The 24555-nt window shown below is 62.1% G+C and carries 24 protein-coding genes; 10 read left to right on the forward strand and 14 right to left on the reverse strand.

The genetic code is table 11. From position 1 onward, the window contains the following. Positions 1 to 47 precede the first annotated feature (47 nt). Positions 48 to 1001, reverse strand: a complete 954-nt coding sequence (gene tal / locus OIM99_RS05040) for a transaldolase (RefSeq protein WP_311849234.1) — start codon at positions 999 to 1001, stop codon at positions 48 to 50. A gap of 8 nt (positions 1002 to 1009) precedes the next feature. Further along, positions 1010 to 1597, reverse strand: coding sequence for a YceI family protein (locus OIM99_RS05045; protein WP_311849235.1), 588 nt, complete (start codon positions 1595 to 1597; stop codon positions 1010 to 1012). 187 nt (positions 1598 to 1784) lie between these two features. Here OIM99_RS05045 and OIM99_RS05050 point away from each other — a divergent pair, with 187 nt between their 5' ends. Beyond that, a complete protein-coding gene (locus OIM99_RS05050; RefSeq protein WP_311849236.1) occupies positions 1785 to 2015 on the forward strand; it encodes a hypothetical protein in 231 nt (76 codons plus the stop codon). A 135-nt stretch (positions 2016 to 2150) separates the two neighbouring features. On the opposite strand, the gene OIM99_RS05055 is transcribed toward OIM99_RS05050, so the two are convergent. Then, positions 2151 to 3602 carry a porin gene (locus tag OIM99_RS05055; RefSeq protein ID WP_311849237.1) on the reverse strand — a complete coding sequence of 484 codons (1452 nt, stop codon included), beginning with the start codon at positions 3600 to 3602 and terminating at the stop codon, positions 2151 to 2153. Positions 3603 to 4087: 485 nt separating this feature from the next. Beyond that, positions 4088 to 5176, reverse strand: coding sequence for an aromatic ring-hydroxylating dioxygenase subunit alpha (locus tag OIM99_RS05060; protein ID WP_311849238.1), 1089 nt, complete (start codon positions 5174 to 5176; stop codon positions 4088 to 4090). Between the two features lie 192 nt (positions 5177 to 5368). Here OIM99_RS05060 and OIM99_RS05065 point away from each other — a divergent pair, with 192 nt between their 5' ends. Together OIM99_RS05065 and OIM99_RS05070 are read left to right on the forward strand one after the other, a co-directional pair. Then, a complete protein-coding gene (locus tag OIM99_RS05065) occupies positions 5369 to 5872 on the forward strand; it encodes a MarR family transcriptional regulator (RefSeq protein WP_311849239.1) in 504 nt (167 codons plus the stop codon). Positions 5873 to 5978: 106 nt separating this feature from the next. Continuing rightward, a complete protein-coding gene (locus OIM99_RS05070; RefSeq protein ID WP_311849240.1) occupies positions 5979 to 7037 on the forward strand; it encodes a DUF561 domain-containing protein in 1059 nt (352 codons plus the stop codon). Between the two features lie 5 nt (positions 7038 to 7042). On the opposite strand, the gene OIM99_RS05075 is transcribed toward OIM99_RS05070, so the two are convergent. Both OIM99_RS05075 and OIM99_RS05080 read right to left on the reverse strand, forming a co-directional pair. Beyond that, a complete protein-coding gene (locus OIM99_RS05075; RefSeq protein ID WP_311849241.1) occupies positions 7043 to 8239 on the reverse strand; it encodes a site-specific DNA-methyltransferase in 1197 nt (398 codons plus the stop codon). 200 nt (positions 8240 to 8439) lie between these two features. Continuing rightward, entirely contained in the window at positions 8440 to 9108 is a 669-nt protein-coding gene (locus tag OIM99_RS05080; RefSeq protein WP_311849242.1) for a ribonuclease HII, read from the reverse strand. A gap of 100 nt (positions 9109 to 9208) precedes the next feature. Here OIM99_RS05080 and OIM99_RS05085 point away from each other — a divergent pair, with 100 nt between their 5' ends. Further along, positions 9209 to 9715, forward strand: a complete 507-nt coding sequence (locus OIM99_RS05085; protein WP_311849243.1) for a hypothetical protein — start codon at positions 9209 to 9211, stop codon at positions 9713 to 9715. Between the two features lie 3 nt (positions 9716 to 9718). On the opposite strand, the gene bla is transcribed toward OIM99_RS05085, so the two are convergent. Then, positions 9719 to 10642 carry a class A beta-lactamase gene (gene bla / locus OIM99_RS05090; RefSeq protein ID WP_311849244.1) on the reverse strand — a complete coding sequence of 308 codons (924 nt, stop codon included), beginning with the start codon at positions 10640 to 10642 and terminating at the stop codon, positions 9719 to 9721. 131 nt (positions 10643 to 10773) lie between these two features. Then, positions 10774 to 11982 carry a PA0069 family radical SAM protein gene (locus OIM99_RS05095; protein WP_311849245.1) on the reverse strand — a complete coding sequence of 403 codons (1209 nt, stop codon included), beginning with the start codon at positions 11980 to 11982 and terminating at the stop codon, positions 10774 to 10776. A 129-nt stretch (positions 11983 to 12111) separates the two neighbouring features. Between OIM99_RS05095 and OIM99_RS05100 the strand changes: the two genes are divergently transcribed. Together OIM99_RS05100 and OIM99_RS05105 are read left to right on the forward strand one after the other, a co-directional pair. Beyond that, on the forward strand, positions 12112 to 12660 hold the full coding sequence (locus OIM99_RS05100; protein ID WP_311849246.1) for a hypothetical protein: 549 nt from the start codon (positions 12112 to 12114) through the stop codon (positions 12658 to 12660). Positions 12661 to 12674: 14 nt separating this feature from the next. After that, the gene (locus OIM99_RS05105; protein ID WP_311849247.1) at positions 12675 to 13136 is read left to right on the forward strand and encodes a hypothetical protein; all 462 of its coding nucleotides are present in this window, start codon (positions 12675 to 12677) and stop codon (positions 13134 to 13136) included. A gap of 21 nt (positions 13137 to 13157) precedes the next feature. Here OIM99_RS05105 and moaB read toward each other — a convergent pair whose 3' ends face one another. From moaB to OIM99_RS05130, 5 genes are all read right to left on the reverse strand, one after another. Further along, positions 13158 to 13706: a molybdenum cofactor biosynthesis protein B gene (gene moaB, locus OIM99_RS05110; RefSeq protein ID WP_311849248.1), complete on the reverse strand. Its 549-nt coding sequence runs from the start codon at positions 13704 to 13706 to the stop codon at positions 13158 to 13160. Between the two features lie 9 nt (positions 13707 to 13715). Further along, on the reverse strand, positions 13716 to 14618 hold the full coding sequence (locus OIM99_RS05115; RefSeq protein WP_311849249.1) for a neutral zinc metallopeptidase: 903 nt from the start codon (positions 14616 to 14618) through the stop codon (positions 13716 to 13718). Between the two features lie 148 nt (positions 14619 to 14766). Continuing rightward, on the reverse strand, positions 14767 to 15762 hold the full coding sequence (locus OIM99_RS05120) for a tripartite tricarboxylate transporter substrate-binding protein (RefSeq protein WP_311849250.1): 996 nt from the start codon (positions 15760 to 15762) through the stop codon (positions 14767 to 14769). Between the two features lie 205 nt (positions 15763 to 15967). Continuing rightward, positions 15968 to 16450, reverse strand: a complete 483-nt coding sequence (locus tag OIM99_RS05125; protein WP_311849251.1) for a peroxiredoxin — start codon at positions 16448 to 16450, stop codon at positions 15968 to 15970. A gap of 161 nt (positions 16451 to 16611) precedes the next feature. Then, positions 16612 to 17409 (reverse strand): protein-disulfide reductase DsbD domain-containing protein, encoded by a 798-nt coding sequence (locus OIM99_RS05130; RefSeq protein ID WP_311849252.1) that lies wholly within the window; start codon positions 17407 to 17409, stop codon positions 16612 to 16614. Between the two features lie 217 nt (positions 17410 to 17626). On the opposite strand from OIM99_RS05130, the gene fahA reads away from it, so the two are divergent. From fahA to OIM99_RS05150, 4 genes are all read left to right on the forward strand, one after another. Then, on the forward strand, positions 17627 to 18904 hold the full coding sequence (gene fahA / locus OIM99_RS05135; RefSeq protein WP_311849253.1) for a fumarylacetoacetase: 1278 nt from the start codon (positions 17627 to 17629) through the stop codon (positions 18902 to 18904). 161 nt (positions 18905 to 19065) lie between these two features. Beyond that, a complete protein-coding gene (locus OIM99_RS05140; RefSeq protein WP_311849254.1) occupies positions 19066 to 20007 on the forward strand; it encodes a hypothetical protein in 942 nt (313 codons plus the stop codon). Positions 20008 to 20029: 22 nt separating this feature from the next. Then, positions 20030 to 21238 (forward strand): MFS transporter, encoded by a 1209-nt coding sequence (locus OIM99_RS05145; protein ID WP_311849255.1) that lies wholly within the window; start codon positions 20030 to 20032, stop codon positions 21236 to 21238. Positions 21239 to 21489: 251 nt separating this feature from the next. Beyond that, positions 21490 to 23493, forward strand: coding sequence for a carbohydrate porin (locus OIM99_RS05150; protein ID WP_311849256.1), 2004 nt, complete (start codon positions 21490 to 21492; stop codon positions 23491 to 23493). A 61-nt stretch (positions 23494 to 23554) separates the two neighbouring features. On the opposite strand, the gene OIM99_RS05155 is transcribed toward OIM99_RS05150, so the two are convergent. After that, entirely contained in the window at positions 23555 to 24502 is a 948-nt protein-coding gene (locus OIM99_RS05155) for a DUF5996 family protein (protein WP_311849257.1), read from the reverse strand. Positions 24503 to 24555 lie beyond the last annotated feature (53 nt).

Raw genomic sequence — 24555 nt, forward strand, 5'->3', positions numbered from 1 at the left:
TAAATATGAAGCCCGGCTCTGATCCCTCAGAGCCGGGTTTTACTTTTTTAAGCCGCAGCCTTCAGCCGGGTCTCAACCAGTTCGCGCAGCGCGCGCAGATCCTTGGCGAAGAGGCGGATGCCTTCCGAGAGCTTCTCGGTCGCCATCGCATCTTCGTTGAACTGGAAGCGGAAAGTCTTTTCATCGAGCTTCATGCGTGCCGGCGCATTCTTCACGGCTGCCGGATCGAGCTTGCGCGGCAGCGGGCCTTCGCTCTTGCGCAGCTCTTCCAGCAGTTGCGGCGAAATGGTGAGACGATCGCAGCCGGCCAAAGCCTCGATCTCGCCGATGTTGCGGAAGGACGCGCCCATCACCACGGTCTTCACACCGTGCGCTTTGTAATAGGCGTAGATGTTGCGCACGGAGAGCACGCCGGGATCGGTCTCGGCGGTGAAGGTCTGGCCCGTCGCCTTGACGTGCCAATCGAGAATGCGGCCGACGAAGGGCGAGATCAGAAAGGCCCCGGCATCGGCGCAGGCCGCCGCCTGGGTGAGCGAGAACAGCAAGGTCATGTTGCAGTCGATGCCGTCGCGCTGCAGAATTTCGCAGGCGCGGATGCCTTCCCAGGTGGAGGCAAGCTTGATCAGGATGCGCTCCTTGCCGACGCCGCGCGCGGCATAATCGGCGATCAACGACCGCGCCTTGGCAACCATCGCTTCGACATCGAAAGACAGATCCGCATCGACCTCAGTCGAGACGCGGCCAGGCACGATCTTCGACAGTTCGGTGCCGAAGCTGACGGCCAGACGATCGGTCACTTCGCCGGTCTTGCGGCCGGAGCGCGCGCCCCAGGCGATCGCCTCGTCGACGAGATGGGCATAGGCCGGCATCTGGGCGGCCTTCAGAATTAAGGTTGGATTGGTGGTGCAGTCAGTCGGCTGAAAGGCGCGAATCGACTCCATGTCGCCGGTATCCGCAACAATGGTGGTCATCGCCTTGAGTTGCTCGAGTTTTGAAGCCATCACCTGTCCTATTCAGCGGGAGGTTGCGTGGTCAGCACGAAATCGACCATCGCCGTGATCAACGGATAACCCTTATCAATGCCAAATTCGAGGCGGTTGATCCGGCCCCGGGCGGTAAATCGGGCCTGTCCGGGCCGATCGTCTGGCGCAATCGTGGCAACCACCGACAACGGCCGGGTGACACCGCGCAGGGTCAGGTTGCCGTCGAAGCGCACGCGGCGCTCATCGATACGGGTCATGGCGCGCGATACGAACGTCATCTCAGGATATTGCGCCACATTGAGGATGGCGGGACCGCTCAGAAAGGCGTTGTAGCGCGGACCGCCGGCATCGAAGGCGCGGGTGTTGACGGTGACCGCAAAACGGCTGCGCTCGGGCCGTTCCAGATCGACATGGACCTGGCCCTTCACCTCGCGGAACCAGCCACCCTTCACCGGCAGAATGAAGGAATCCACCGTGGCGCGAACGGCCATCGTGTTGGGCTGGATGACGATGGGCTTGGCGGCTCGCTCCACGGCGGCACGCGCCGGCCCCTGCGCCGATGCGAGCGCGGAGCAACAGGTCATCATGACCGCGGCAAGCAGAAACTGTTTCATCTCTCATGCTCGGAGCTGGAACAACAAACCATTGCACGGCATCGGCGGGTCGGAAAGCGGCGTTTTTGTGGAGGCATTAACCCTTGGCATCATTGCCGGATCGCCGATGCGTCGACCATCCCCTGCATTCATCAGGCATTCATGGCGGGAAGCTCACCTTGGCCGTGCGTTTACTCAGGAGGTCGCGATGTCGCGGATCAAATCGCTCGGAGTTGTCCTGGCCGTCGTCGTGGGCGGGATCGCGCTCGCCGGCTGCACGCCAGACGGACCGCGCTACGGCTATGGATATGGCTACGGCCCGGTTTATGCCGGCACCACTTATAGCTACGGCTATTCCCGGCCCTATTACGGCCGTCCTTATTATGGCGGTTATTACGGTGGCTATCGCGACGGCTGGCGTCATCGCGACTACTACTGATCGATCATCTTCCCCATAACACTACGGCGCCCGAAGGCGCCGTAGTTTTTAGAGACTTCGGTTTTTCAAGACTCTTGTTTTTCAAGACTCCTGCGCGATGGCTGGCGGCTGATCAACGCGACTGAGGCCAAGCCTCTAAAAGGAGCGCACGATGCGCATGCGGGCTCCCCAATTGTTGGGGCTGATCGCTGCAAGCGTTCCCAGGCCGACAGGAACCGACAGCGGCAGGCTCTGGTTCAAGCGCGCATAGGTGACTTCGGAAATAATGTTGAAGTTCTGCACCGGTGACCAGACGAGCTGCGCCCAGCCTTGCCAGATGGAGGCCTTCGACAACCCGCCCTCCTGCCAGGCCGTCGCCTGACCGACGCGACCCGGCGTGAGATGCGAATAGGCCGCATAGAGATGCGTGCGCAAGGTCGGTGTCCAATAGTGCGTGAACACGGCCATCGCGTGGAAGACCTTGAGCTGCTCGCCGCCGCCAACGCTGCACGCCGCGTTCACGCAATAGATGGTGAAGTTGCGATCGGCGCGCAGAAAGCCACCCATGAAAGCGGCCACGTCGAACCAGTCGCCATTGGCGCCGCTGGACCAGACATATTCCTGAGCACCGACGCTATAGCCGGCGGCGATTTCGAACTTATCGCCCGCCGCCAGCATCGGCAGGTTGACGCGCAGGCCGGCGGTCACCGCCCAGCCGGTGGCGCTGATCTGCTTGCCATTATTACCGACAACGGCGAGCGGCAGGTTACCGAATGTCGCCGAGTTGCGCACGACGACGCCGGCGATCTTGGCGGCGCCCCAGGATTGATCGACCTGGAACGAACCGACCAGCGCCGGCAGACGCGTCGCGTTCGGCCCGGCCGTCGCCGCCGTGGCGGTGAACGGATTGGCGCCCAATGTGCCTGTTGTCATGGAGATCGGCCGCGTGCGGTCCTCGATACCAAAGGTCGCCGAGAAACCGCTGCCGAAGGTGGCGGTATAGGTGAGCTGCGGCACGAAGGGCGGATGACCGTCGCCTGCCGATGACGACAAGAGCGGCGTGTCTCTCAAGAAGAGAGAGTTCATGAGGGCGATACCGGCGGTGAAGCCGGCAAAGCGGATATAGGCGAATTCGATGCCAGTGCCTGGGCCGTTACCCGAAGCGAAGAAGCCGTTCGGATAACCGGGCGGCGCATTCATGATGCCCGAGAGACCGGACACGCGAATGCTCATCGCGGTCTGCAACGTGCCCCAGGCGGTTTGCGTGCGCGCGTCCATGGTGACGCTGGCGCGCAGATTGTCGCCGATCGTATCTACGCCATTGGCGGAGACGAAGGTGCCGGCAGCAAGGCCATTACCCACGGTGGAGCGATGAACGACGGCATTCTTCGCCGGCACGTAAGACATATCGTAACGGACACGGCCGCCGACCTTCAGACAGGTGTCGGTGCCGGGAATCCAATAGAAGCCCGTGCCGTAAGTGTCGCAGACGCGAACATAATCGGCTGGCGCTGATTTACGAGATGGCAGATCCGCCGCCTGGCTCGTGACGGACGACAATAATATAGCGCCGCTCGAAGCGAGCGCTAAGCCTTCCAGGACCCTCATTCATCCCCCCACAGGATAAGTTCGATTGTCTTGCGCGGCCAGGCGACAATCACGAGGAATGAGAACACAGTGCCTAATTCGTAGCCATTGCTGAAATGCGAAGGGCGCGTGCGTAGAGTTCCGTCAAAGCTTGGAGCGAAGAAGACAGTGTTTGCATTGAATCAGCGCGGCTTCTTCTTCGCGCGCGATACGCAGGCCAGCCAACTGTTATTGTTAGCCGTTGAGCACGGGGTGAGGGAGCTGGAATGTGCGCCGCATACATCGCTTCTTGCGGTTGCTCGCAACGACTGAATCATGCAGCTGCGCGCGTGATGTGAGGTTACGAGAACGAGCGCGCGCGTTGCTCAATTTGCAAACGTGAACTCTCAAAAATGCAAGGCAGGCTGACGATCACGTAGTTCTACGAGGGCGCCTGTTTTGAGTTGCATCGACAGGCTGGATTGCTTCGTCACTGCGCGTGAAGCAAAGCAATCCAGTTTCTTCTCTTATTCCGCAGCCATCGCCGGCGGCTGCGCCACCTTCGCATCATCGGCCATGAGGAGCGGGCGAATCACCGCGCTGGGATTTTCCTGCTCGCGCTTGATGACGTCATTGAGCAAACGACGCCCCTGCACCGGCGCGATGTCGACTTTCACCGCCGCTTGCGGGATCGACGGCATGCCTTCTTCCTGCAAACAACGATCCTGGACTTCGAGAATGCGCTGATCTTCGTCGAAGGTGTGAATGATCGCTTTCTTCAAACCCTCGCCAAGCGGTGCGTCATCGAGACGGAAGTTGCGGCATACGGCCCAGAAATAATGGGTCGAATGTTCGGTCTCCGGCGTCAGCAGATGCAACACGCGGAAGATGGCTGCCTTCTCGCGATCCGTACCGACCGGATGCGCGCCGACATCGGTCATATTCATGCCCGGCGGCATGAAGACGGCGATCTGCCAGCGATTGATCTTGCCGGTGTGATTGAGCATCAGCGAGAAGAATGGCGGCGGATCGATGTTCGGCATTTCGCGATGCGCGCGCACGATGAGGCCGCCCTCGACGCTGGTGACGACAGGCGAATCAGCGACAGCCGAATTGCCGATGGTTTCCCGATGCACATAAGTCTCATGGGACAGGTCGAGCAGATTGTCGGTGAGCAACCGATAATCGGCTTTCATGTGATGATAGCCAGTGGTCGGTGTCCAGCCGGGCGCATCAAGCCAATGCATGTCGGGAATCAGAGATTCATCGGCAAGCTCCGCCGCCCCGAGCCAGATCCACACCAGCGCATGCCGCTCGACGACCCGAAACAGTTTGACCTGCGCGGCCTTCGGCAAATTATCCTGACCGGGCACGTGGGTGCAGGCGCCTTGCGCATTGAAGCGCAGGCCGTGATAGCCGCATTGCACCTGATCCTCGACCAGTTCGCCCATCGACAGCGGCACCAGGCGATGCGGGCAGCGATCCTCCATGGCGACCAGTTTGTTCTCCGCCGTGCGCCACAGAATCACCGCCTGATTGAGGAGCTTGCGGGCCAGCAATTTCTGGCCGACCTCTTGCGCGAAACCGGCAATGTACCAACAGTTCTTCGGCCACATGACTCCAACCCTCCCACAGGTTCACACCGCCGCGATGCAGCCCTCCCAGGCCACGCGTTGCCGCTTGCACCGCGACCGAACTGGAAATATGATTCCATATGGAATTAGATTTCGCAAGCTTATTAGAGCAAATAAAAAGACTAAACTCGACCTTAACGGCACAAAATAACTCTATTACAGATAGATAAAGCTATGTCGAACGACCTTGCGGACACAGAGAAGCTGGACAATAAAATTCCAGATGGGCTTAATTCTGAGGTGGCTGATTTCGATTTCAGCCAGTTCGTGCCCTATCTCCTGAATCGAGCGACCTTGGCAATTCTGCCCCTGTTCCAGCCGACGCTGAAGTCATACGACGTGACGCTGGCCGGCTGGCGCATTCTGGCGACGTTGCACAAATCGCACGCGCTGCGGGTGCGCGAATTGCTGCATCTTACCGGCCTCGAACCGCCGACCTTGTCGCGCACCCTGGCCGATCTCGAACAGCGTCAACTCGTTCTCCGCCGACCGAGCGAGGAAGATGCGCGCGGTATTGTCGTCGAAATAACGCCGGACGGAATCACTCTGGCCGAAGCCTCGATTCCCGATGCTATCGCGCTTCAGAAAACCGCTTTGCGCGATTTCAGTGCCGACGAAACGGTGTTCCTTATTCGGCTCCTTAAACGCATACAGCAGAACGTTACGCCGGACGCATAACCGCACTGCGTTCATGGATTCGTTTTGGCTTGAAGTCGCATTGCCACCCGCCTCCACATGCAGTGTAGTGCCGGCCCAATCCCTGGTTTTGCGTGAGACGGCTGACATGTTCGACAAACTCAGCATCCCCATCATTCAGGCGCCGATGCTGGGCGCGACCACCGAGGCGATCGCTATCGCGGTGTCGAAAACCGGCGCGATGGGCTCCTATGCGGCCGCAGGCTCGGCGCCCGACCAGATACTCAATGGCGTGAAGGCCATTCGCGCGGCGACGGACCAGCCTTTCGCCGTCAATCTCTTCGTGCTCGATCCCGTCGATCCGCCGCCGGCCATGGTGGCGGAGGCCATGGCGCGGCTCGCGCCGTGGCGCGAACGCTACGGCCTGCCGGCGCAATCCATTCCCAATTCCTGGGCGCAGGCCTTCGCGCCGCAATTCGCGGCACTTGTCGAAGCCGCGCCGCCCGCCGCCTCCTTCACCTTCGGCGCTTTGACGCGCGACCAAGCGCGCGCGTTGAAAGCGCGCGGCACCTACCTCATCGGCACCGCCACGACGGTGGCCGAAGCGCGTCACTGGGCCGAGATCGGCGCCGATGCGATTTGCGCGCAGGGCATCGAAGCTGGCGGACATCGCGGCACGTTTCTCAAATCCATGCCCGAATCCTCCATCGGCACGATGGCTTTGGTGCCGACAATCCGCCAGGCGGTGAATCTGCCTGTCATCGCTGCCGGCGGCATTATGGATGGCGCCGGCGTCGCCGCCGCTTTGGCGCTTGGTGCCGTCGCGGTGCAGTTAGGCAGCGCCTTTCTGCTGTCCGAAGAAGTCACCGTGTCGGCGCCCTGGCGCAAGGCGATCGAGACCGCGCCCGACGATCCGACGCGCCTGACGCGCGCCATTTCCGGCCGCTATGCGCGCGGCATCGACAATGAATTCATGGCGACGATGCGCCCGATCGAGGACGAGATCGCGCCCTATCCGATCCAGAATGCGCTGACTCAGGAATTGCGCGCGGCGGCCACCAAGGCCGGCTCGCCGGACGTGCTGTCGCTGTGGGCCGGACAAGCCATCAAACTGGCGCGACCGGGACCGGCCGCGCGCATTGTCGAGGAGCTTTGGGCAGACGCGCAGGCCGTGATGCGGCGCGCGGCGGAGAAATACGCGGGCTGAATTGATTATTCAGCCGCGTCTTTCATCTGCGCGCGAATGGTGCCGCGCATTTCGTCGATCGACGTAAGCTTGCCGTTGCGCTCGACGTTCCAGAACACCCAGCCGTTGCAAGCCGGCAAGCCTTGCGCCAGAGCGCCAGCCTTGTGGATCGAAGCGACGATGCCCGACATCAATAGCGAGCCATCGGCGCGTACCACGGCCTTGAAGCGGCGGCGATCGTCGGTGAGTGTTTCACCGGCGTTGATGAGACCGGCTTCGACGACGCTGGCGAAAGCCACACGTGGTTCGCTGCGCTTGGCCGGCGGCGCGGCAATGGCATCGGCGGTCAACGGTTCGATGGCGGCGATACGGGCACGCGCGGCCTTGGCATAGACAGGATCGCGTTCGGTGCCGATGAAGGAGCGGCCGAGCCGGCGCGCCACGGCGCCAGTCGTGCCGGAGCCGAAGAAGGGATCGAGCACCACGTCACCTGGCTTCGATGTCGCCATGATGATGCGCGCCAGCAGCGCTTCGGGCTTTTGCGTCGGATGGGTCTTGCGGCCGCTCTCGTCTTTCAGACGCTCCGCGCCGGTGCAGATCGGGAAGAACCAGTCGGAGCGCACCTGAAGGTCTTCGTTACCGGCCTTCAGCGCATCGTAATTGAACGTGTAGGACTTGGCCTGCGCATCGCGCGACGCCCAGATCATCGTTTCATGGGCATTGGTGAAGCGGCGGCCGCGGAAGTTCGGCATCGGATTGGCTTTGCGCCAGACGATGTCGTTGAGAATCCAGAAGCCCTTGTCCTGCAGGATCGTGCCGACGCGGAAAATGTTGTGATAGGAGCCGATGACGAAGATCGTCGCATCGGGCTTCATGACGCGGCGCACCGCATCGAGCCATTCGCGCGTGAAACGATCGTAATCGGCGAAGCTGGCGAACTTATCCCAATCGTCATCGACCGCATCGACGACGCTCTGATCGGGACGCGACAGCGCGCCTTCGAGCTGAAGATTGTAGGGCGGATCGGCGAAGACGAGATCGACACTCTCGGCTGGCAGCCGATTGATCTCGGCGATGCAATCGCCAACGAGGATCTGATTGAGAGGCAGCGACTGCGGCTGAACTAATGCCGCAGACGCCGCCGGTCGCCGGGTCGAAACTCCGGTACGCGAGACCTGAATCCGAAGTTTCGAGCCGGCCAATCCGGCGCGCGCGATACTCATGTGAACACTGACACCGGTTACTCTTACTGACGGGGCGACTATGGCCGACAGCGAGTAAAAGCCGCGTTTAGGGGCGTCAAAACATGGTGTCTTTTTTCCGCACGTTTTTCTTAAAAAACGCGTTGATTTATTAAGGAAATTCGCGCGGCTGCCACAGCAATCTTAACAGCGGGTTACGGGATTGGCGCGCAAACGCGCCTTTATCCCTTCAACGACCCGAAGCTGAGGCGATGAAAAGCACAAGGCCCGTGCGCGGCGATTGCTTCGCGATGGCGCTTCGTCGGATAGCCGACATGATCGGCGAATCCATATTGCGGATGCCACTCGCCCATGCGGTGCATCAGCCGATCGCGTGTCACCTTGGCGATGACGGATGCTGCGGCAATCGACAGCGAGATGGCATCGCCCTTGATCAAGGTCGACGCCTCGCACCGCAGATTTTTCGGGCAATCATTGCCATCGATCAAAGCGAAAGCCGGCGCGACCGACAAAGCGGCCAACGCACGGCGCATAGCGGTATGGGTCGCCTGGCGAATATTGATCGTGTCGATCTCCGCCGCCGAGGCCATGCCGATGCCCACCGCCACCGCCCGCTGCATCACCTGATCGAAGGCATTCTGCCGTTCGTCGGCATCGAGCTGTTTGGAATCGGTGACGCCCTCGGGCAGCAGCTGCGGGTCGAGGATCACGGCGGCGGCGACCACCGGGCCGCAAAGTGGCCCACGGCCGACCTCGTCGACCCCGGCGATAAAGCGTAGCCCGCGCGCCAACAGGGCCCGTTCGTGGTTAAAGTGGGGGGCTTCCGGCAGGGTTCGTTCGGCCGGTTCCTGGTCGATGACGTCAGCGAGGGCCTGCGACCGATAAACCATAAGGGGCGTTCTGCGCTTCCGTCCGGCCGCGGCGATTGTGCTGGCGGGCCGGTTTCATTAAAAATCCCTTAAGGGATACAACAGGGCTCGGGAGCAGACCATGAGCGACACGTCTATGACTGTGGACAAGGAGGGCGCGAAACTGCCTGGTGGCGCCAGCTTCGACCTGGCGAAGGCCTCGGCGGCGGCCGCCGCCGACAGCGATGCCGAGCGCAACAATGTCTTCGCGAGCCTCGTCAGCGGGGACGCCGATATCGTCGGTCTCGTCGCCTATTCCATCTATAAGCAGAACAAGCACGACTGGCTCGTGTCGTTCGCCCGGCTCAAGAACCGCGAGCCCGACGAGGCGGAACTCGCCGCTTATATCATCGGCGAATCGACGCCGCGCCGGCTCGCCACCTATCGCCATCTGGCGCAGGCGACCCTCGACGGGCGCGGGCCGGAAGTGGGCACCGGCACCACCGGCCAGAGCTATGCCGGCTTGAGCAAAGCGCGCAACGGGCGCTTTGCCGGCGGCAGCCTGTCTCCACTCACCTGGATCGGCCTCACCATCGTGGTGCTGATCCTCGCTTATCTCGCGGCACGCGCCGGCTGGATCAAGGTTTAGATCTTATACCCTGGCATCGATGGCCACGGCACGGGCGACGGCGGCGATCGCGGCATTGCGCTCGTCCGACGTCGCCCTGCTGCCGGTGAGATAGACACTGACGATAATGGGCTTGCGCTGCGGCGCCCAGAACAGACCGACATCATTGGTCGTGCCGTGCCCGCCCGCGCCGGTCTTGTCGCCGACACGCCAATCGCCCGGCACGCCGGCGCGCAACCGCGTATCGCCCGTCTTATTGCCGACGAGCCAGGCGGTGAGCTGCGCGCGCGAAGCATCCGACAGGACATCGCCGAGAACGAGTTTCTGAACGGTCTCGGCCATGGCCTGCGGCGTGGTGGTATCGCGCAGATCATGCGGCGTCGCATTGCTCATCATCGGTTCGATACGATCGAGACGGAAGACCTTGTCGCCGATCGAGCGCGCGAAAGCCGTCATGCCTTTCGGGCCGCCGAGCGTCGCCAGAATCAGATTGGCCGCCGCATTGTCCGACAGGGTGGTCGTCGCCGCGCAGAGCTCCGCCAATGTCATACTGTCGCCGACCTTCTTCTCGGTGCCCGGCGAATTGGGAACGATGTCGCTCGCTTTAACGGGAATAGGACGATCGAGCTTTTCCTTGCCCTGATCGACGCGTTTCAAGACGGCGGCGGCCAGAACCAGCTTGAACGTGCTGCACATGGGAAAGCGCTCGCTCTGCCGATAGCCGACAGATCGATCCCTTTGCGTATCGAGCACGAAAACACCGAGACGGCCCTTGCTGTCACGTTCGATGTGTCTGAATTGCGTCGTGAGCTGCGCGGCCCAGGACGCACCTGAAGAAGTATTTGAAGAAGCGCTTGATTGAGCGAAGGCCGGTATCGAAAACGTCAGCGCCGTTGCGGCCACGGGCAGGGTTTGGGCAAAGCCACGTCTCGTGATCAAGGCCGCCATTCAATCTCTCCAATCGCTTGCAATCACCGCACACGCGCACGAGAGCATGTTCAAACCATGCTCTCGTGCGCAGCGCTTTCTGCGCAGCGATTGCGGCTATAAAACGCCGAAGGCGGGACGAGAGGCGGGCATCACAACAGCATCAACTGTTCCGGCCCGCGCAGCGGCGGTTTGAACAGATCGCAACGCAATTTGGCGCGCGATGCATTGAGGCCGAGTTTGGCGGCGGCGATCTCGAAGCGACGACCCGTGAGCCAGGCATAGGCGCCCGTGCCTTTCATGCGCTGGCCGAAACTCGAATCATAAGCCTTGCCGCCACGCATGCCGCGCACCAGCGACATGACGTGACGATATTTCGCCGGGAAATGGGTGAGAAGCCATTCGCCGAAAATATTCTCCACTTCGAGCGGCAGGCGCAGCATCACATAGCCGGCGCTGCGCGCGCCCGCCGCCTGCACGCGATCGAGAATGGCTTCGATCTCATGATCGTTGATGGCCGGGATGATCGGCGCGACCAGAGCGGCGGTAGGAATGCCGGCGGCACTCAATTCTCTTAAAGCATCGAGCCGCTTCTGCGGCTGCGCGGCGCGCGGCTCCATCAGGCGCGACAGCTTGCCATCGAGCGACGTGACCGAAATGGCGACCTTGGCGAGGCCTTTCTCGGCCATCGGCGCGAGGATGTCGATATCGCGCGTGACCAGAGCCGATTTGGTGACGATGCCGACTGGATGATTGGCGCGCGACAGCACTTCGAGAATGGCGCGCATGTTGCGATGCTGCCGCTCGATGGGCTGATAGGGATCGGTATTGGTGCCGATGGCGATGGTTTTCGGCTGATAATTCGGCGCCGACAATTCGCGCTCCAGCGCCTGCGCCACGCCGTCCTTGACGAAGAGGCGCGTCTCGAAATCGAGCCCCGGCGACAGGCCCATATAGGCGTGGGTCGGCCGGGCGAAACAATAGACGCAGCCATGCTCGCAGCCGCGATATGGATTAATCGACCGGTCGAAGGAGAGATCCGGGGAATCGTTGCGGGTGATGACTGTGCGCGGCTTCTCGTAGGAAACCTGGGTCTGAAACGCCTCGAGCGAACCGAGACTGTCCCAGCCGTCATCCTCGGCGACACGCGCATGCGGCTCGTAGCGGCCGCTGGCATTGGTCACCGCGCCGCGACCGCGCCGACGGTCTTCCGCGACGGCGCTTTCGACGGTTTCGGTCGGCGGCGCCTGTCTTTCACCATAGCGCGCATTATTGCCAAGGCTCTGTTTTTGAGCCGATTTGGCACTCTGGGACGGGGGGACGGTCGCAGCGGTCCGCGCTGCGGTCTCGACGCTCAACATACACAGGCTCCGCAATTCGACGTCCCCGAAAGAACAAATAGAGAACATTTAGATTCGCGTCAACGAGCCTGTGGACAATCGTGTTGAGGAACCGGATTATTGCACTGCAATCTGACACCTAAGGACCGTATGTTTTCTGTCATCGTTACGACATGCGATCCGGCTGTTCACGGTTCGGCCTCGCCCGAAGCCGTCGCCCGGACTTTGGCGGCCCTGGTGCCAGGCGCCATTTCGGGCATCGTCCGCGACGTGGTGATGGCCGCCACGGGCCAATCCGCTGAGGACGTCAAGGATCTGGCGCGCATCGCCGACCACGCCGGCTGTGAATTTATCGTGACCGAGAAGTGGCTGGACGCCGTGCAAGGCGCGTTGAAAATAGCCCGCGAACAGCGCGTGCTCGCCTTGCAGGCAGGCTTTGCGCCGGAAAGCGGCTTTTATGACGAACTCTCGGACCTAGCCTGGGAAACATCCTTGCGCCCGACCCGCCTCCTGGAGCGGCCGGCGACAACCCTGCACCGCACCCTGCCCTTTCTGGCGCCGCTCGCCGGAATCGTGGCAGAAAGGGACAGGTTGATGCAGACCAGCGGTTCGAAGGCCAGCGTCGCGAGTTTCAGCGCCTGGGCGCGGCAAGTGGGACCGAAACGGACCATGCGCACCAGGGCAAGGCGTGTCGACTGAGAATGAGGGGATCCATGTCGTTGAAGTTGATCTTCACTGCCGCTCTTTGCGCCGCTTTGTTTACCGGCGGCGGCAGCGCCTTGGCGCAAAGTTCTCCCAAAACGTCGCCCGCCACCGCGAAGCCCGCGGCAACACCAGCGCCCGCGAGCGCGCCTATCGATTGCCCGGCGCAAGGCGCCGACGCCATCGAGAAGACCTTGCTGGCGGCACCGACCTGCGGCGCCTCGGTGCGCTTGCTGAAAGCCTGCGCCTTCGGCTCAAGTGCCGATGTGCAATTGGCGCAGAAGGTCGTCAACAAATGCGAGGCACGGTTCAGCCGCCGCATCAGCAAACAGCGCTATCGCGCCTATCGCGCGGCGCAGGCGCGTTGCAACGCGCGCTATGGCAAGATGCAGGGCACGATGTATCAGTCGCTCGCCGCGATCTGCCGGGCGGAAGCCGCCGCGCGCACGGCGCGGGTGGCGCGCCGGCGCTAAAAATCCGTCGCGTTTGGAGCTTTAACTCTTACCTCTGCGCAGATGCTCGTCGAGACGCGGCATGATCTCGACGAAGTTGCACGGCATGTAGCGGTAGTCGAGCTGATGCACGAGAATGCCGTCCCAGGCATCCTTGCAGGCGCCCGGCGAACCGGGCAGGACGAAGATGAAGGTCGCGCCCGCGACACCAGCGGTGGCCCGCGACTGCACCGTCGACGTACCAATTTTGTCGTAGGAAATGCGATGGAAGACGGTCGAGAAACCGTCCATCCGCTTTTCAAATAATGGCTCAAGCGCTTCCGGCGTCACGTCGCGGCCGGTGAAGCCGGTGCCGCCGGTGGCGATCACCACATCGATAGCCGGATCGGCGATCCAGGCGCGGACGCGGGCACGAATCTTTTCGACGTCATCGGGAACGATTGCCCGATCGGCCAGTTCATGCCCGGCCTGGGCGATGCGAGCGGCCAAGGTGTCGCCCGATTTGTCATCGGCCAGAACGCGCGTGTCCGACACGGTCAAAACCGCGATCTTCAGCGCCACGAAAGGCCTTTTATCATCGAGGCCCGGCATGAGGCGCTCTCAACGCGCGAAGGTGTTGCAGGAATCGACCGAGCCGCTTTGCAGGCCGTTCTGCAGCCAGCGCACGCGCTGTTCCGACGAGCCGTGGGTGAAGCTGTCGGGCACGACGCGGCCGCGGCCGGCCTGTTGCAGACGGTCGTCACCGATGGCGGTCGCCGTATTGATCGCCTTCTGGATATCGCCGTCTTCGAGAATCTTCCATTTCTGATTGGCGTGATAGGCCCACACGCCGGCCAAGCAATCGGCCATCAGTTCGACGCGCACCGAAAGACCATTGGCTTCCGCCTGGCTCGAGGCACGCTGCTGCGCCTGCTGCACGCGCGGCAGAATGCCGAGCAGGTTTTCGATGTGATGGCCCATCTCGTGCGAGATGACATAGGCATAGGCGAAATCGCCGCCGCCACCGAGCTTGCGCTTCATGTCGTTGAAGAACGACGTGTCGAGATACATTTTCTGATCGATCGGGCAATAGAACGGGCCCATCGCCGATTGCGCGGCGCCGCAGGCCGAGCGCGTCTGACCATCGAAGATCACCAGCGATGCGGGCTTGAACTGAATGCCCTTCTGCTGCGGCAGAACCTCTTTCCACACGTCCTCGTTCATCGCGACGACGGCGGAGACGAAACGGCCCATCTGATCGGTCGGCGGACCGGACTGACGCTGGCTCTGCTGCTGCGGCTGGCTGTAGCCGCCGCCGGTGGTGCGGCTGAACATTTCAGCGCCGCCGATGAGAATGCGGGGGTCGATGCCGACAGCCCAGCCGATCAGGCCGAGAATGATGATGGTGCCGATGCCGAGACCGCCGCCACCGCCAGGAATCGGCAGGCCGAAACCGCCGCCTCCACCGCCGTCGCCACGGCGGTCATCGATATTGTCGGACTGGCGAAAATCTTCCCAACGCATGACCGGCATCTCCAGGCCGGCAACGGCCGGCACGCCCCTCAAGGGGCGGCCTTTATTTAACAGCCTGGCGGGCGAATTTACAGAGCGGAAAATTCGCCAGCCAGATCAGAGCGTTCCCGTCAGGCTCTTGCCGGCGAGAATCACAGGCTTATTCCGGCTGAATGCCGCTCGCCTTCACCGGCACCGCCCATTTGACGATGTCGTCCTTAACGAACTGGGCGAGATAGGCGGGCGTGCGCCGCCCCGGCACGACGATGGTGGCGCCGAGGGTTTCGAGTTTCGCCTTCACGTCGGGCGTCTCCATGGCCTTGATCATCGCCGCATTCATTTTCTCGACGATGACCGGCGACGTGCCTTTCGGGAAGAACAGGCCTGCCCAGGTGTCGGCCTCCGTATTGGGGAAGCCGCTTTCCTTGGCGGTCGGCAAATTCGGCAGAACCGACGACCGCGTGCCCGACAGAGTGGCGATGGCTTTCACCGTGCCGGCATCGATCTGCGGCTTCGCGGTGACGACGATCTCGCAGAGATAATCGATGCGGCCGGCAATCAAATCCTGCATGGCCGGCGCGGTGCCGCGATAGGGCACGTGCTGGATGTTGACGCCGATGGCGTTGTTGAGCAGCGCGCAGCCCAGATGCGTGGCCGAGCCGGTGCCCGCCGAACCGTAGTTCATCTTGGCGGCATTGGCCTTGGCATAGGCGGCGAAATCCTTCAGCGAATCGGCCGGCAGATCCTTGCGGGTGATCAGCACCAGCGGAATTTCGGCGATGAGGCCGACGGGCGCGAAATCGGTGGCGGAATTGTAGAGCGGCGCCTTGTAGAGATTTTGCGAATGGGTGTGCGTGGCGATCGTGCCGAGGATCGCGCTATAGCCATCGGGCTTTGCGCGCGCGACGGACTGGCCGCCGACCATGCCGCCGGCACCGGGCACGTTCTCGACATAGACCTGCTGACCGAGAAGCTGGCCCATCCGCTCGGCCATGACGCGGCCGAACACGTCGATCGGGCCGCCGGCGGCGGCGGCGACGACGACTTTCACCGGCTGTTGCGGCCAAGAATTCGCGGTTGCGCTCGGCGCTTCCTGCGCCATCACCGCCGAACTCAGCATGCATGCGGCCGCAGCCGTCGACACCATACGCATCATGAACGATTTCCCGTGATTTTTTTGATTGCTCCCGCAAGCAAGGCGCTTGCCATCACGTTAACCGTCCGCGATCCAGGCACGGTGTCAAGCCACGCCCGGATCATAGATCTAAAGCTACAGCTTATAAATCGAGCTTATGGCGTTTTGCGTTTGACGAAATCGCCAAGCAAAATTGCGTTTCTGTCGAAACGCAATTTGCTCCAGATTAGAGCTGCTTGAGCATGTTGTCGGCGCCGGAAGCCTCCGCGCCAGCGCCTTCTTCAATGTTCAGCGTGCGCACGACACCGTCATCGACCAACATGGAATAGCGGCGCGAACGCACGCCCAGGCCGCGCTCGGTGAGATCGAGCTCGAGACCGATATCCTTGGCGAATTTGCCGCTGCCGTCAGCGAGAAATTCGATCTTGCCCTTGGCGCCGGATTGCTCGGCCCAAGCGCCCATCACGAAAGCGTCGTTGACGGAGACGACGGCGATGGAATCGACGCCCTTGCCCTTGATGGCATCGGCCTTGTCGCGGAAGCCCGGCAGGTGGTTGTTGCTGCAAGTCGGCGTGAAGGCGCCCGGCACGGCGAAAAGAACGACCTTCTTGCCCTTGAAAATGTCGTCGGTGGTCTTGGGCTTGGGCCCTTCCGCGGTCATGACCGTGAACGTCGCGTTCGGCAGATGGTCGCCTACTTTAATCATCATACTCTCCCTATTCGGGTTTTTCAGCCGGGACTGAGGGTTTAAGGCCAGGGCCAGGCCATCTTCTATAGCGTTTTGCAGTTTGATGGAAACATCAAACGCCACAAAGACGCGTCAAAACAAATATCCTAGGCAAATCGCGTTTCGTTCGAAACACGATTTGCCTAAGGGGTAGAAGCGGCGGCGTCGAGATGGATCGCGCGCTCAAATGCACGTGTGCCGTCGCGATAGGTCAGCACGACGCGCACCGGCAGCGCCGCGTTTTTCGGCTTTTGCGCGAGAATCATCTCAAAGTTCTGATCCTTACGCTTGGTGTCGAAAAACCAGCCGTCCGGCCCTTCGACGAACAGATCGCTTTCGGCGCCAAGCGATGGCTCGAAACGGACGGACCATTTGCGTTTCTGTCCCTCGATCGGCGCGAGCGTGGCGACGGGCGGTTCGCCATCGTTGAGCTGCTTGGGCACCTGCGCCGTATAACTGGCGATCTTTTGCGCATGCGTCGAGGCCGGCGCGCTGGGGGCCAGCGTGATGCGTAGATCGGCTTCCGCCGGGATGCAGATTTTTTCGCAGGCCGCATAGTTCAAATGCAGATCGAGCTGCACCGGACGGGCTGGATCCAGCGGTTTGATGCGGATGGGAAAGACCACGTCATGACGATAACCGAAGGCTTCCTGGCCCGCTTCCTCAAGACGGAAGGGAGCAGGATAAGCGACATCGGCGGCGGCGAGATTGACCGATTTGGAAAAATCGAAAGTCGGCGGCACGCCGGCTTCGCCCGGCATGCGCCAATAGGTCAAAGCCTGACCTTCGAGCTTGATTTCGACCCCCGCCCGATAGGCGCCCTCGACAAGCGGGCCGGCCGAGACCAGCCGGGCGCGTGAATTAGGCCCCGTCACCCAGGGCGAAGCGCCGTCGGCGCGCGCCGTGGCGGTGCCCAAGGCAGAGGCCAAGACGGCAAACAAGACTGTTCCGATCAGCCAAGTCTTTGTTTTCAGATGCAACATCATGATCGAATGGTAACGTCAGGCTGCCTGCTGCGCCAGCAACAATCGCGTGACACGGGCGTGTCCGCCGCCCGGTCGCGCATGGACTGTCGCGACTGCCGGAGCTTTGCTAGAAGCGGATCAACATATCCATCCCAACGCCAAAATCGGCTGAAACATCCAAGGAAGAGCGTTCATGCATCCCAATGATCCGTCCCTGCGTTCTTTTGTCGAAGTCGCGGCGGACAGCGATTTTCCGATTCAGAACCTGCCTTATGGCGTGATTTCCACCCAAGACGACCGGCGGCTGCGGGTGGCGGTGGCGATCGGCGATCACGTGCTCGACCTCGGCATGATGGAAGATGCCGGCCTGTTGCCGCGCGTCTCCGCCAAGCCGGTATTCCGCACCGGTTCCATCAATGCGCTGATGGCGAACGGCGCTTATGGCATCGGCACGGTGCGGCGCAAGATCAGCGAACTCCTGCGCCATGACTCACCGACCCTGCGCGACAATGAAGCGCTGGCGAAACGCGCGCTCATTCCGATGAAGAATGTGAAGCTGCATCGGCCGGTGGATGTACCGGGCTATACCGATTTCTATTCATCGCGCGAGCACGCCACCAATGTCGGCACAATGTTTCGCGGCAAGGACAATGCGCTGCAGGAGAACTGGTTGCACATTCCCATCGGTTACAACGGCCGCGCCAGCACGGTCGTCGTCAGCGGCACGCCGGTGATCCGCCCGCAAGGCCAGCTCAAGGCGGCAGGCGAGAGCATGCCGACCTTCGGGCCCAGCAAGCGTCTCGATATCGAATTGGAAATGGGCGCCATCGTGGGCCGTGCCACGGAAATGGGCCACATCATGGATGTGGACGAAGCGCAATATTCGATCTTCGGCTTCGCGCTGTTCAACGACTGGAGTGCGCGCGACATCCAGCAGTGGGAATATGTGCCGCTCGGCCCATTCCAAGGCAAAGCCTTCGCCTCGACGCTCGGCGCCTGGATCGTGACGAAAGAGGCGCTGGAACCTTTCGCGGTACATGGCCCGAAACAGGATCCGGAGCCCCTGCCCTATCTGCGTCAAGACAAGCCGCACAATTACGACATCCGCCTCGAAGTGGAATTGAAACCGGCCAATGCAACGCGTGGCACGATCATCAGCGTGTCGAATTTCAAATATATGTATTGGTCGAGCGCGCAGCAGTTGGCGCATCATTCGTCGTCGGGCTGCTCGATGTCGGTCGGCGACCTGATCGGCTCCGGCACGATCAGCGGCCCGGACAAGGGCAGCTACGGTTCGATGCTGGAACTGTCGTGGGGCGGCAAGGAGCCGATCGAACTGGTCGAAGGCGGCACCCGCACCTTCCTGGAGGATGGCGATACCGTGACCCTGCGCGGCTACGCCCAGGGCGACGGCTATCGCATTGGCTTCGGCGAGGCCTCCGGCCAAATCCTGCCGGCCAAAGTCAAATAGTCCCGTCCCAGACGCCCAAATCGGAAATTTCGGCCCGGACCGCGTTTCTACGGAGGCGCGATCGGCTTTCTTGCGCCGACTCGCATCAAAAATCAGAATGCCTTAACGTCATCGCCCTAGTTTAGGATTTTGCCGGCGCTTGGCCGGCTTTTGGACTCTGCATGCGCCGTTTCGCCCTCGCTCTCGCTCTTTTGTCCGCCGGGACGCTTCCGGCCGCGGCACAATTGCAATTGCCGGGCGCGACCGGCGCGCCAACGCCGGTAGGCGGATCGGGCGCCGCCTCGTCGGGCGCGCCGCGCAGTGGTGGCGACGGCCCACGCAACTCGACGCCGGTCGCCGTCCGCTCCCCCTCGGAAGATACGATCGTCAATCGGTCGCTGCGCCTCAACGGCCGCCAGGGCCAGATGGTATTCGAACGCAAGGACGGCGCGCTGTCCCTGAAAAGCCTGGTGATCGCCGGCGAGCAATTGTCGCGGCGCGGCGAAGCCTGCCAGATCGAAGTGGCCGGCGGCCCCTTCACGGTGCAACGTTCCGGCCGGCACGACGGTCTGCGGCGTTATGACGTGGCGATCGAGAGCTGTCCCTTCACCTTCGACGTGATGGACGGCGCCATTCAGGTGAATGTCGGCGATGCTACCACCAGTTCGCCGCTCGGCGGCGTCTGTGAATTCAAGCAAGCCGATTGCCGCGGCTATGTCGCCGGCGTTTGGGGACCGCCCGGCAATTCGCTCGGGCCCAACGAAGCGCGCGAAATCGAAAAGGTCCGCAGCAAGGCCGAGAGCAATGCGCGCAGCAATTTCCGCGCCCTGCTCGCCGCGCAAGGCCATGACAAGGCGATGGTGAAGACCGTCGCCGCAGAACAGGCCGGCTTTTCCTCGCGCCGCGCCGAGCGCTGTGCCGATTACGAGCGCGAAGACGTACACGGCTTCTGCGCCTCGCGCGTCACCGAAGCCTGGGCGGTAGCACTGCGCGCCAAGCTCAATCCGGCGACTTTCGAGCGCGACGACGATTCCACCGAGAAGCGCGCGCCGACGCGGCCACGCCCGAAGCGCACGGCCGTTCCCACGCCCGGCGAAGACCTGCCGCCGCCCGTCCTCAGATAGTTCGCGGCGCAAGGATAGAAACGTGAACGAGGAAACATCGCCGGCAGACCTGCGCAGGCGCACCGTTTCCTCCATCATCCTCGGCGGCACGCAAATGCTGGCCTGGGGATCAAGCTATTACCTGCCAGCGATTATCGCCGCGCCGGTGTCGCGCGATCTGAACCTGCCGCTGACCTGGTTCTTCGGCGCTTTCTCCGTCGCACTGTTCGTCTCGGCTGTGCTGAGCCCGGCTGCTGGACGCTGGGTCGACCGCTATGGCGGCTTCGGCATTCTGTGTTTTTCCAACGCGGTCTTCGCCGTCGGCCTGCTGCTGCTTGCCTATAGTCATGGCGTGATCATGCTGTTCCTCGCCTGGTGCGTTCTCGGCGTCGGCATCACCATCGGTCTTTACGAAACCATTTTCGCCGCGCTCGCTGGCGTTTATGGCCAGGCGGCGCGCGGACCGATCGTCATGGTGAGCGTGCTCGGCGGCCTGGCCAGCACGGTGAGCTGGCCAGCGACCGCCTGGATGGAAGCCGAATATGGATGGCGCTTCGCCTGCCTCGTCTGGGCGGCGCTGCATATGACGCTGGGCTTGGGATTGCATCTTCTGTTCGCACCGCGCGGCGTGCGCAACACCCGTCCCGATCACACGCGAGAAGCAGCCATCGATCACGATGCGCAGAAGAACGAACCGCGATTGCGCGAGCGACGCATGGCGCTGCTGGCTTTCGTCTTCACCGCGGTCTGGTTCATCACCACGGCGATGGCCTCGCATCTGCCGAGCCTGTTGCAGATCGCCGGTGTCTCAGCGACGGCGGCGATCTTCGCCTCGGCGCTCGTTGGCCCGGCGCAAGTGTTGGCGCGGCTGATGGAATATGGCTTCACACGCCATTTGCATCCGATGTTCTCGGCGCGCATCGCCGCGCTCGGTCATCCCCTTGCGGCCGTTGCTTTGTTGACCTTGGGACCTATCGCCGCCATTCCTTGCACCGTGCTGCATGGCTTCGGCAACGGCATTCTAACGACGGCGAAAGGCACCTTGCCGCTGGCGATCTTCGGCCCCTATCGCTACGGTTTCCGGCAAGGACTTTTGAGCATCCCCGCACGTCTGGTTCAGGCATTCGCGCCCGTGACCTTCGGCGTAATGATCGAATGGTGGGGGCTTGGCGCGCTGGCGGTTTCAATCGCGCTCAGCCTGCTGATCCTCGTCGCGCTGCTCGCCCTGCGCACGGACGAAACGGCCGCCTGAACCGGCCTATACTCTCGTATAGGAGCACCACCCTTAAAGACACTGTCTCGCCCCATCCTGCGCTGTTATCGACCGGGCGTCGGCACACTGCCCCGGCAGCGTTCCGCCTCGTCGCCGTTCCAACCTGCGTTTCGGTCCGTATTGTGGTCCGCATGACGGTCTCTTGCGCTTTCGGCGACGGCTGTGTAATGGGGAAATGTATCCTAGGCTACATTCTGTGTAGCACGGTACAATGCGCCTAAGGTTTCAGCATGCATCGCAAACTCATCACCGCTTCCTTCGTTCCAGCGGACCGTGCCTGGCGTCGCCTGGGCCTCGGCATCTCCCTGCTGCTGGCGATCGCGCCGCTCTCCAAGGCGCAGGCGGCGGATATCGATGCATCCAGGCCCAAACCACCGCCCGCGCCGACGCGCTGGAATGGTTTCTACATCGGCGGCCATTTCGGCTATGGCGGCGGCAGCCTCGGCAAGAACGTCAATGCCGTGCCGAACCAGGCGGTCATCGGACCGCCGACCGTGACGGGTTTGGTTGGCGGCGTGCAGGCCGGCTACAACGTGCAGCTCCCCAATAACTGGGTGATTGGCGCGGAAGCGGACCTGACCTTCCCGAGCCCGGCGGACCAGACACGCGTCAAGCCGACGTCCTATCACACGACCCTCGACGTGATGGGCACGCTGCGCGGCCGCCTCGGCTATGCCTTCGGTCCGTTCCTGCCCTATGTGACTGGCGGTCTTGCCTACGGGCGTTCCAAGCTCGACATCGTCACCGTTCCCGATGGCAATGTGATCTCCGACAATCACCTCTGGCATCTCGGCTGGACGGCGGGTGCTGGCGTCGAAATGGCGCTCAACGGCCCGTGGAGCGCCCGGCTCGAATATAGCTACACGGATCTCGGCAATCAGACCTATCGCGTCGGCGGTGTCGCCTTTCCGACGGTGCGGCCGCAGGTTCATGCGGTGAAGTTCGGTCTCAACTACCAATTCGGCGACACCAGTACACCGCCGGTTGAAGCTTCGCCCGATTGGAACGTGCACGGCCAGACCACGTTCATCATGCAGGCCTATCCGCGCATCCGCTCGGCTTATGCCGGCCAGAACAGCCTTCCCGCCGTCGGCCTTGGCCGCGAAACCTGGACCGCAAGCGCCTTTCTCGGCGTGCGGCTGTGGAATGGTGGCGAGTTCTATTTCAATCCGGAACTGGCGCAGGGTTTCGGCCTGAATTCCACCCTCGGCATCGCCGGCTTTCCCAATGGCGAGGCGCAGAAAGGTGGTGCCGTCTACGCGAAGATTCGCCCGCAGCGCTATTACCTGCGCCAAACCTTTGGCCTCGGCGGCGAACAGGAAGAGGTCGAGGACGGCCCGCTGCAATTGCCCGGCAAACGCGACATCGACCGCATCACGGTGATCGTCGGGCGTTTCGCCGTCGGCGATTTCTTCGACGGCAACAGCTATGCCAAGGATCCGCGCGCCGATTTCATGAACTGGTCGATGTGGTCATCGGCGGCTTACGATTTCCCCGCCGATCTGCCCGGCCTCACCCGTGGCGCAGTGGTTGAATTGAACCGCAAGGATTGGGCGGTGCGCGCGGGCTTCTTCCAGGTGCCGCAGCAGCCCAACAGTGACGACCTCGTATTCAAGGGCGGGGCTGGCGGCGCCGTCGAGTTCGAAGGGCGCTACACGCTCTTCGACAGGCCGGGCAAACTGCGTCTTGGTGCCTTCCTGACGCGCGGCCGCACCGCCGACTACAATCAGGTCGTCGGCATCGCGGCGCTCAATCCGGCGTTCGACATCAACGACGTGACGGCGAACACCCGGCGCAACCGCGACAAATACGGCGTCTACGCCAATCTCGAACAGGAAGTCACCGACAACATCGGCTTCTTCGCGCGCGGAAGCTGGAACGACGGGCGTTCGGAAATCCTGTCGTTCACCGATATCGATCGTAGCGTCTCCGCCGGCTTCTCGATCAAGGGCACGGCATGGGGACGGCCGGATGACCGGATCGGCATCGGCGGCGCGATCAACGGCCTGTCGAAGGCGCATCAGAACTTTCTCGCCGCCGGCGGTTATGGCCTGCTGATCGGCGACGGTCGTCTCAACTATGGCACCGAGAAAATTCTCGAGACGTTCTATTCGGTGAAGGTGAACAATTGGGCGACCGTGACCTTCGACTATCAGTTCATCTCCAACCCGGCCTATAACACCGCGCGCGGACCGGCCTCCGTGTTCTCGATGCGCGCGCACGCGGAGTTTTAAGACCCGAAGTTTTGACGCGTTTTCTTCACGCGAACCGGTATCCACCTCGCTTGAAAACACTCTATACGACGCGCGGTCGGCCGGTCTGACCAAAGCTGCATTCCAGGGCCGCGCGATCCCATTTGCCGAGATTGGCCGCCGCATCATAGGTGCTGCACAGAAAAGCCATGAGCGCCGCCTGCGGATCGCGGGCGGTGCGTACGGCATCATAGGGCAGAATGAACTCGCCCAGTTCCTTCGAGAAAAACGCTTCACGCGGCTCAACGGCGGCCTCGCCGAAACCGGGCGGCGAGGGATAGGCATAGGAATAGAACGCCGGATAATCGATCGCCCCGCCGCCGGGCCAAAAGCCAGCGCTCGAGACTTCGTGCGAATAAGCTTCGCGCGTGACGGCGTCGGACAGAAAGGGCACGCCGCCTGGATGCTGGGGTGCCGTGCGGCCGGAGAAGCGCGTCACCGCCAGATCGAAACTGCCCCAGAAGAAATGCACCGGACTGACCTTGCCGATGAAGCCTGTGCGAAAGCGCGCGAGCACGTCCTGTGTCGACAGCAGAATACGCCAGAAGCGATGGGCATAATCACGATCGTAGGCGGCGTGAATGCGATCCTGATCGAAGGGAATGCAATCGGCCAGTTCGCACGGCATGGTCTGGATATCCATGGCCAGCCCGAGCTCGGAGAACGCGACCTCCACTTCTTCATAGAATTCCGCCACCGACTTTGGCGCCAGCATGATCTGACGGCTGTGTCCGTCGCTGGTGCGAATCCACAACAGATGATCGATGAAATCGAAATCGATCTGAAATTCACGCGGGGCAGGAATGAGTGAAGTGGTCAGGCCACGTGCAGTCACATAGAGCGGCACATGCCAGGAATGGTTTTGCCAGGGGGTGTGCGCCAGGCGAATCTTGCCGACGATCTGGCTCCACAGATGCAAGGTTTCGCAACTGCTCTTCCACGCGGCGTAAGGGAGTTCCGGCCAATATTCGGCGTTCGCGGCAGGCGCCATGACATCCTCCTATCCATCCCGAAACGGGAGAGGCTGCCAAAATCTTCCGCTTG

The organism is Methylocella sp. CPCC 101449 (genome assembly GCF_031921685.1).
Lineage (GTDB): Bacteria > Pseudomonadota > Alphaproteobacteria > Rhizobiales > Beijerinckiaceae > Terripilifer.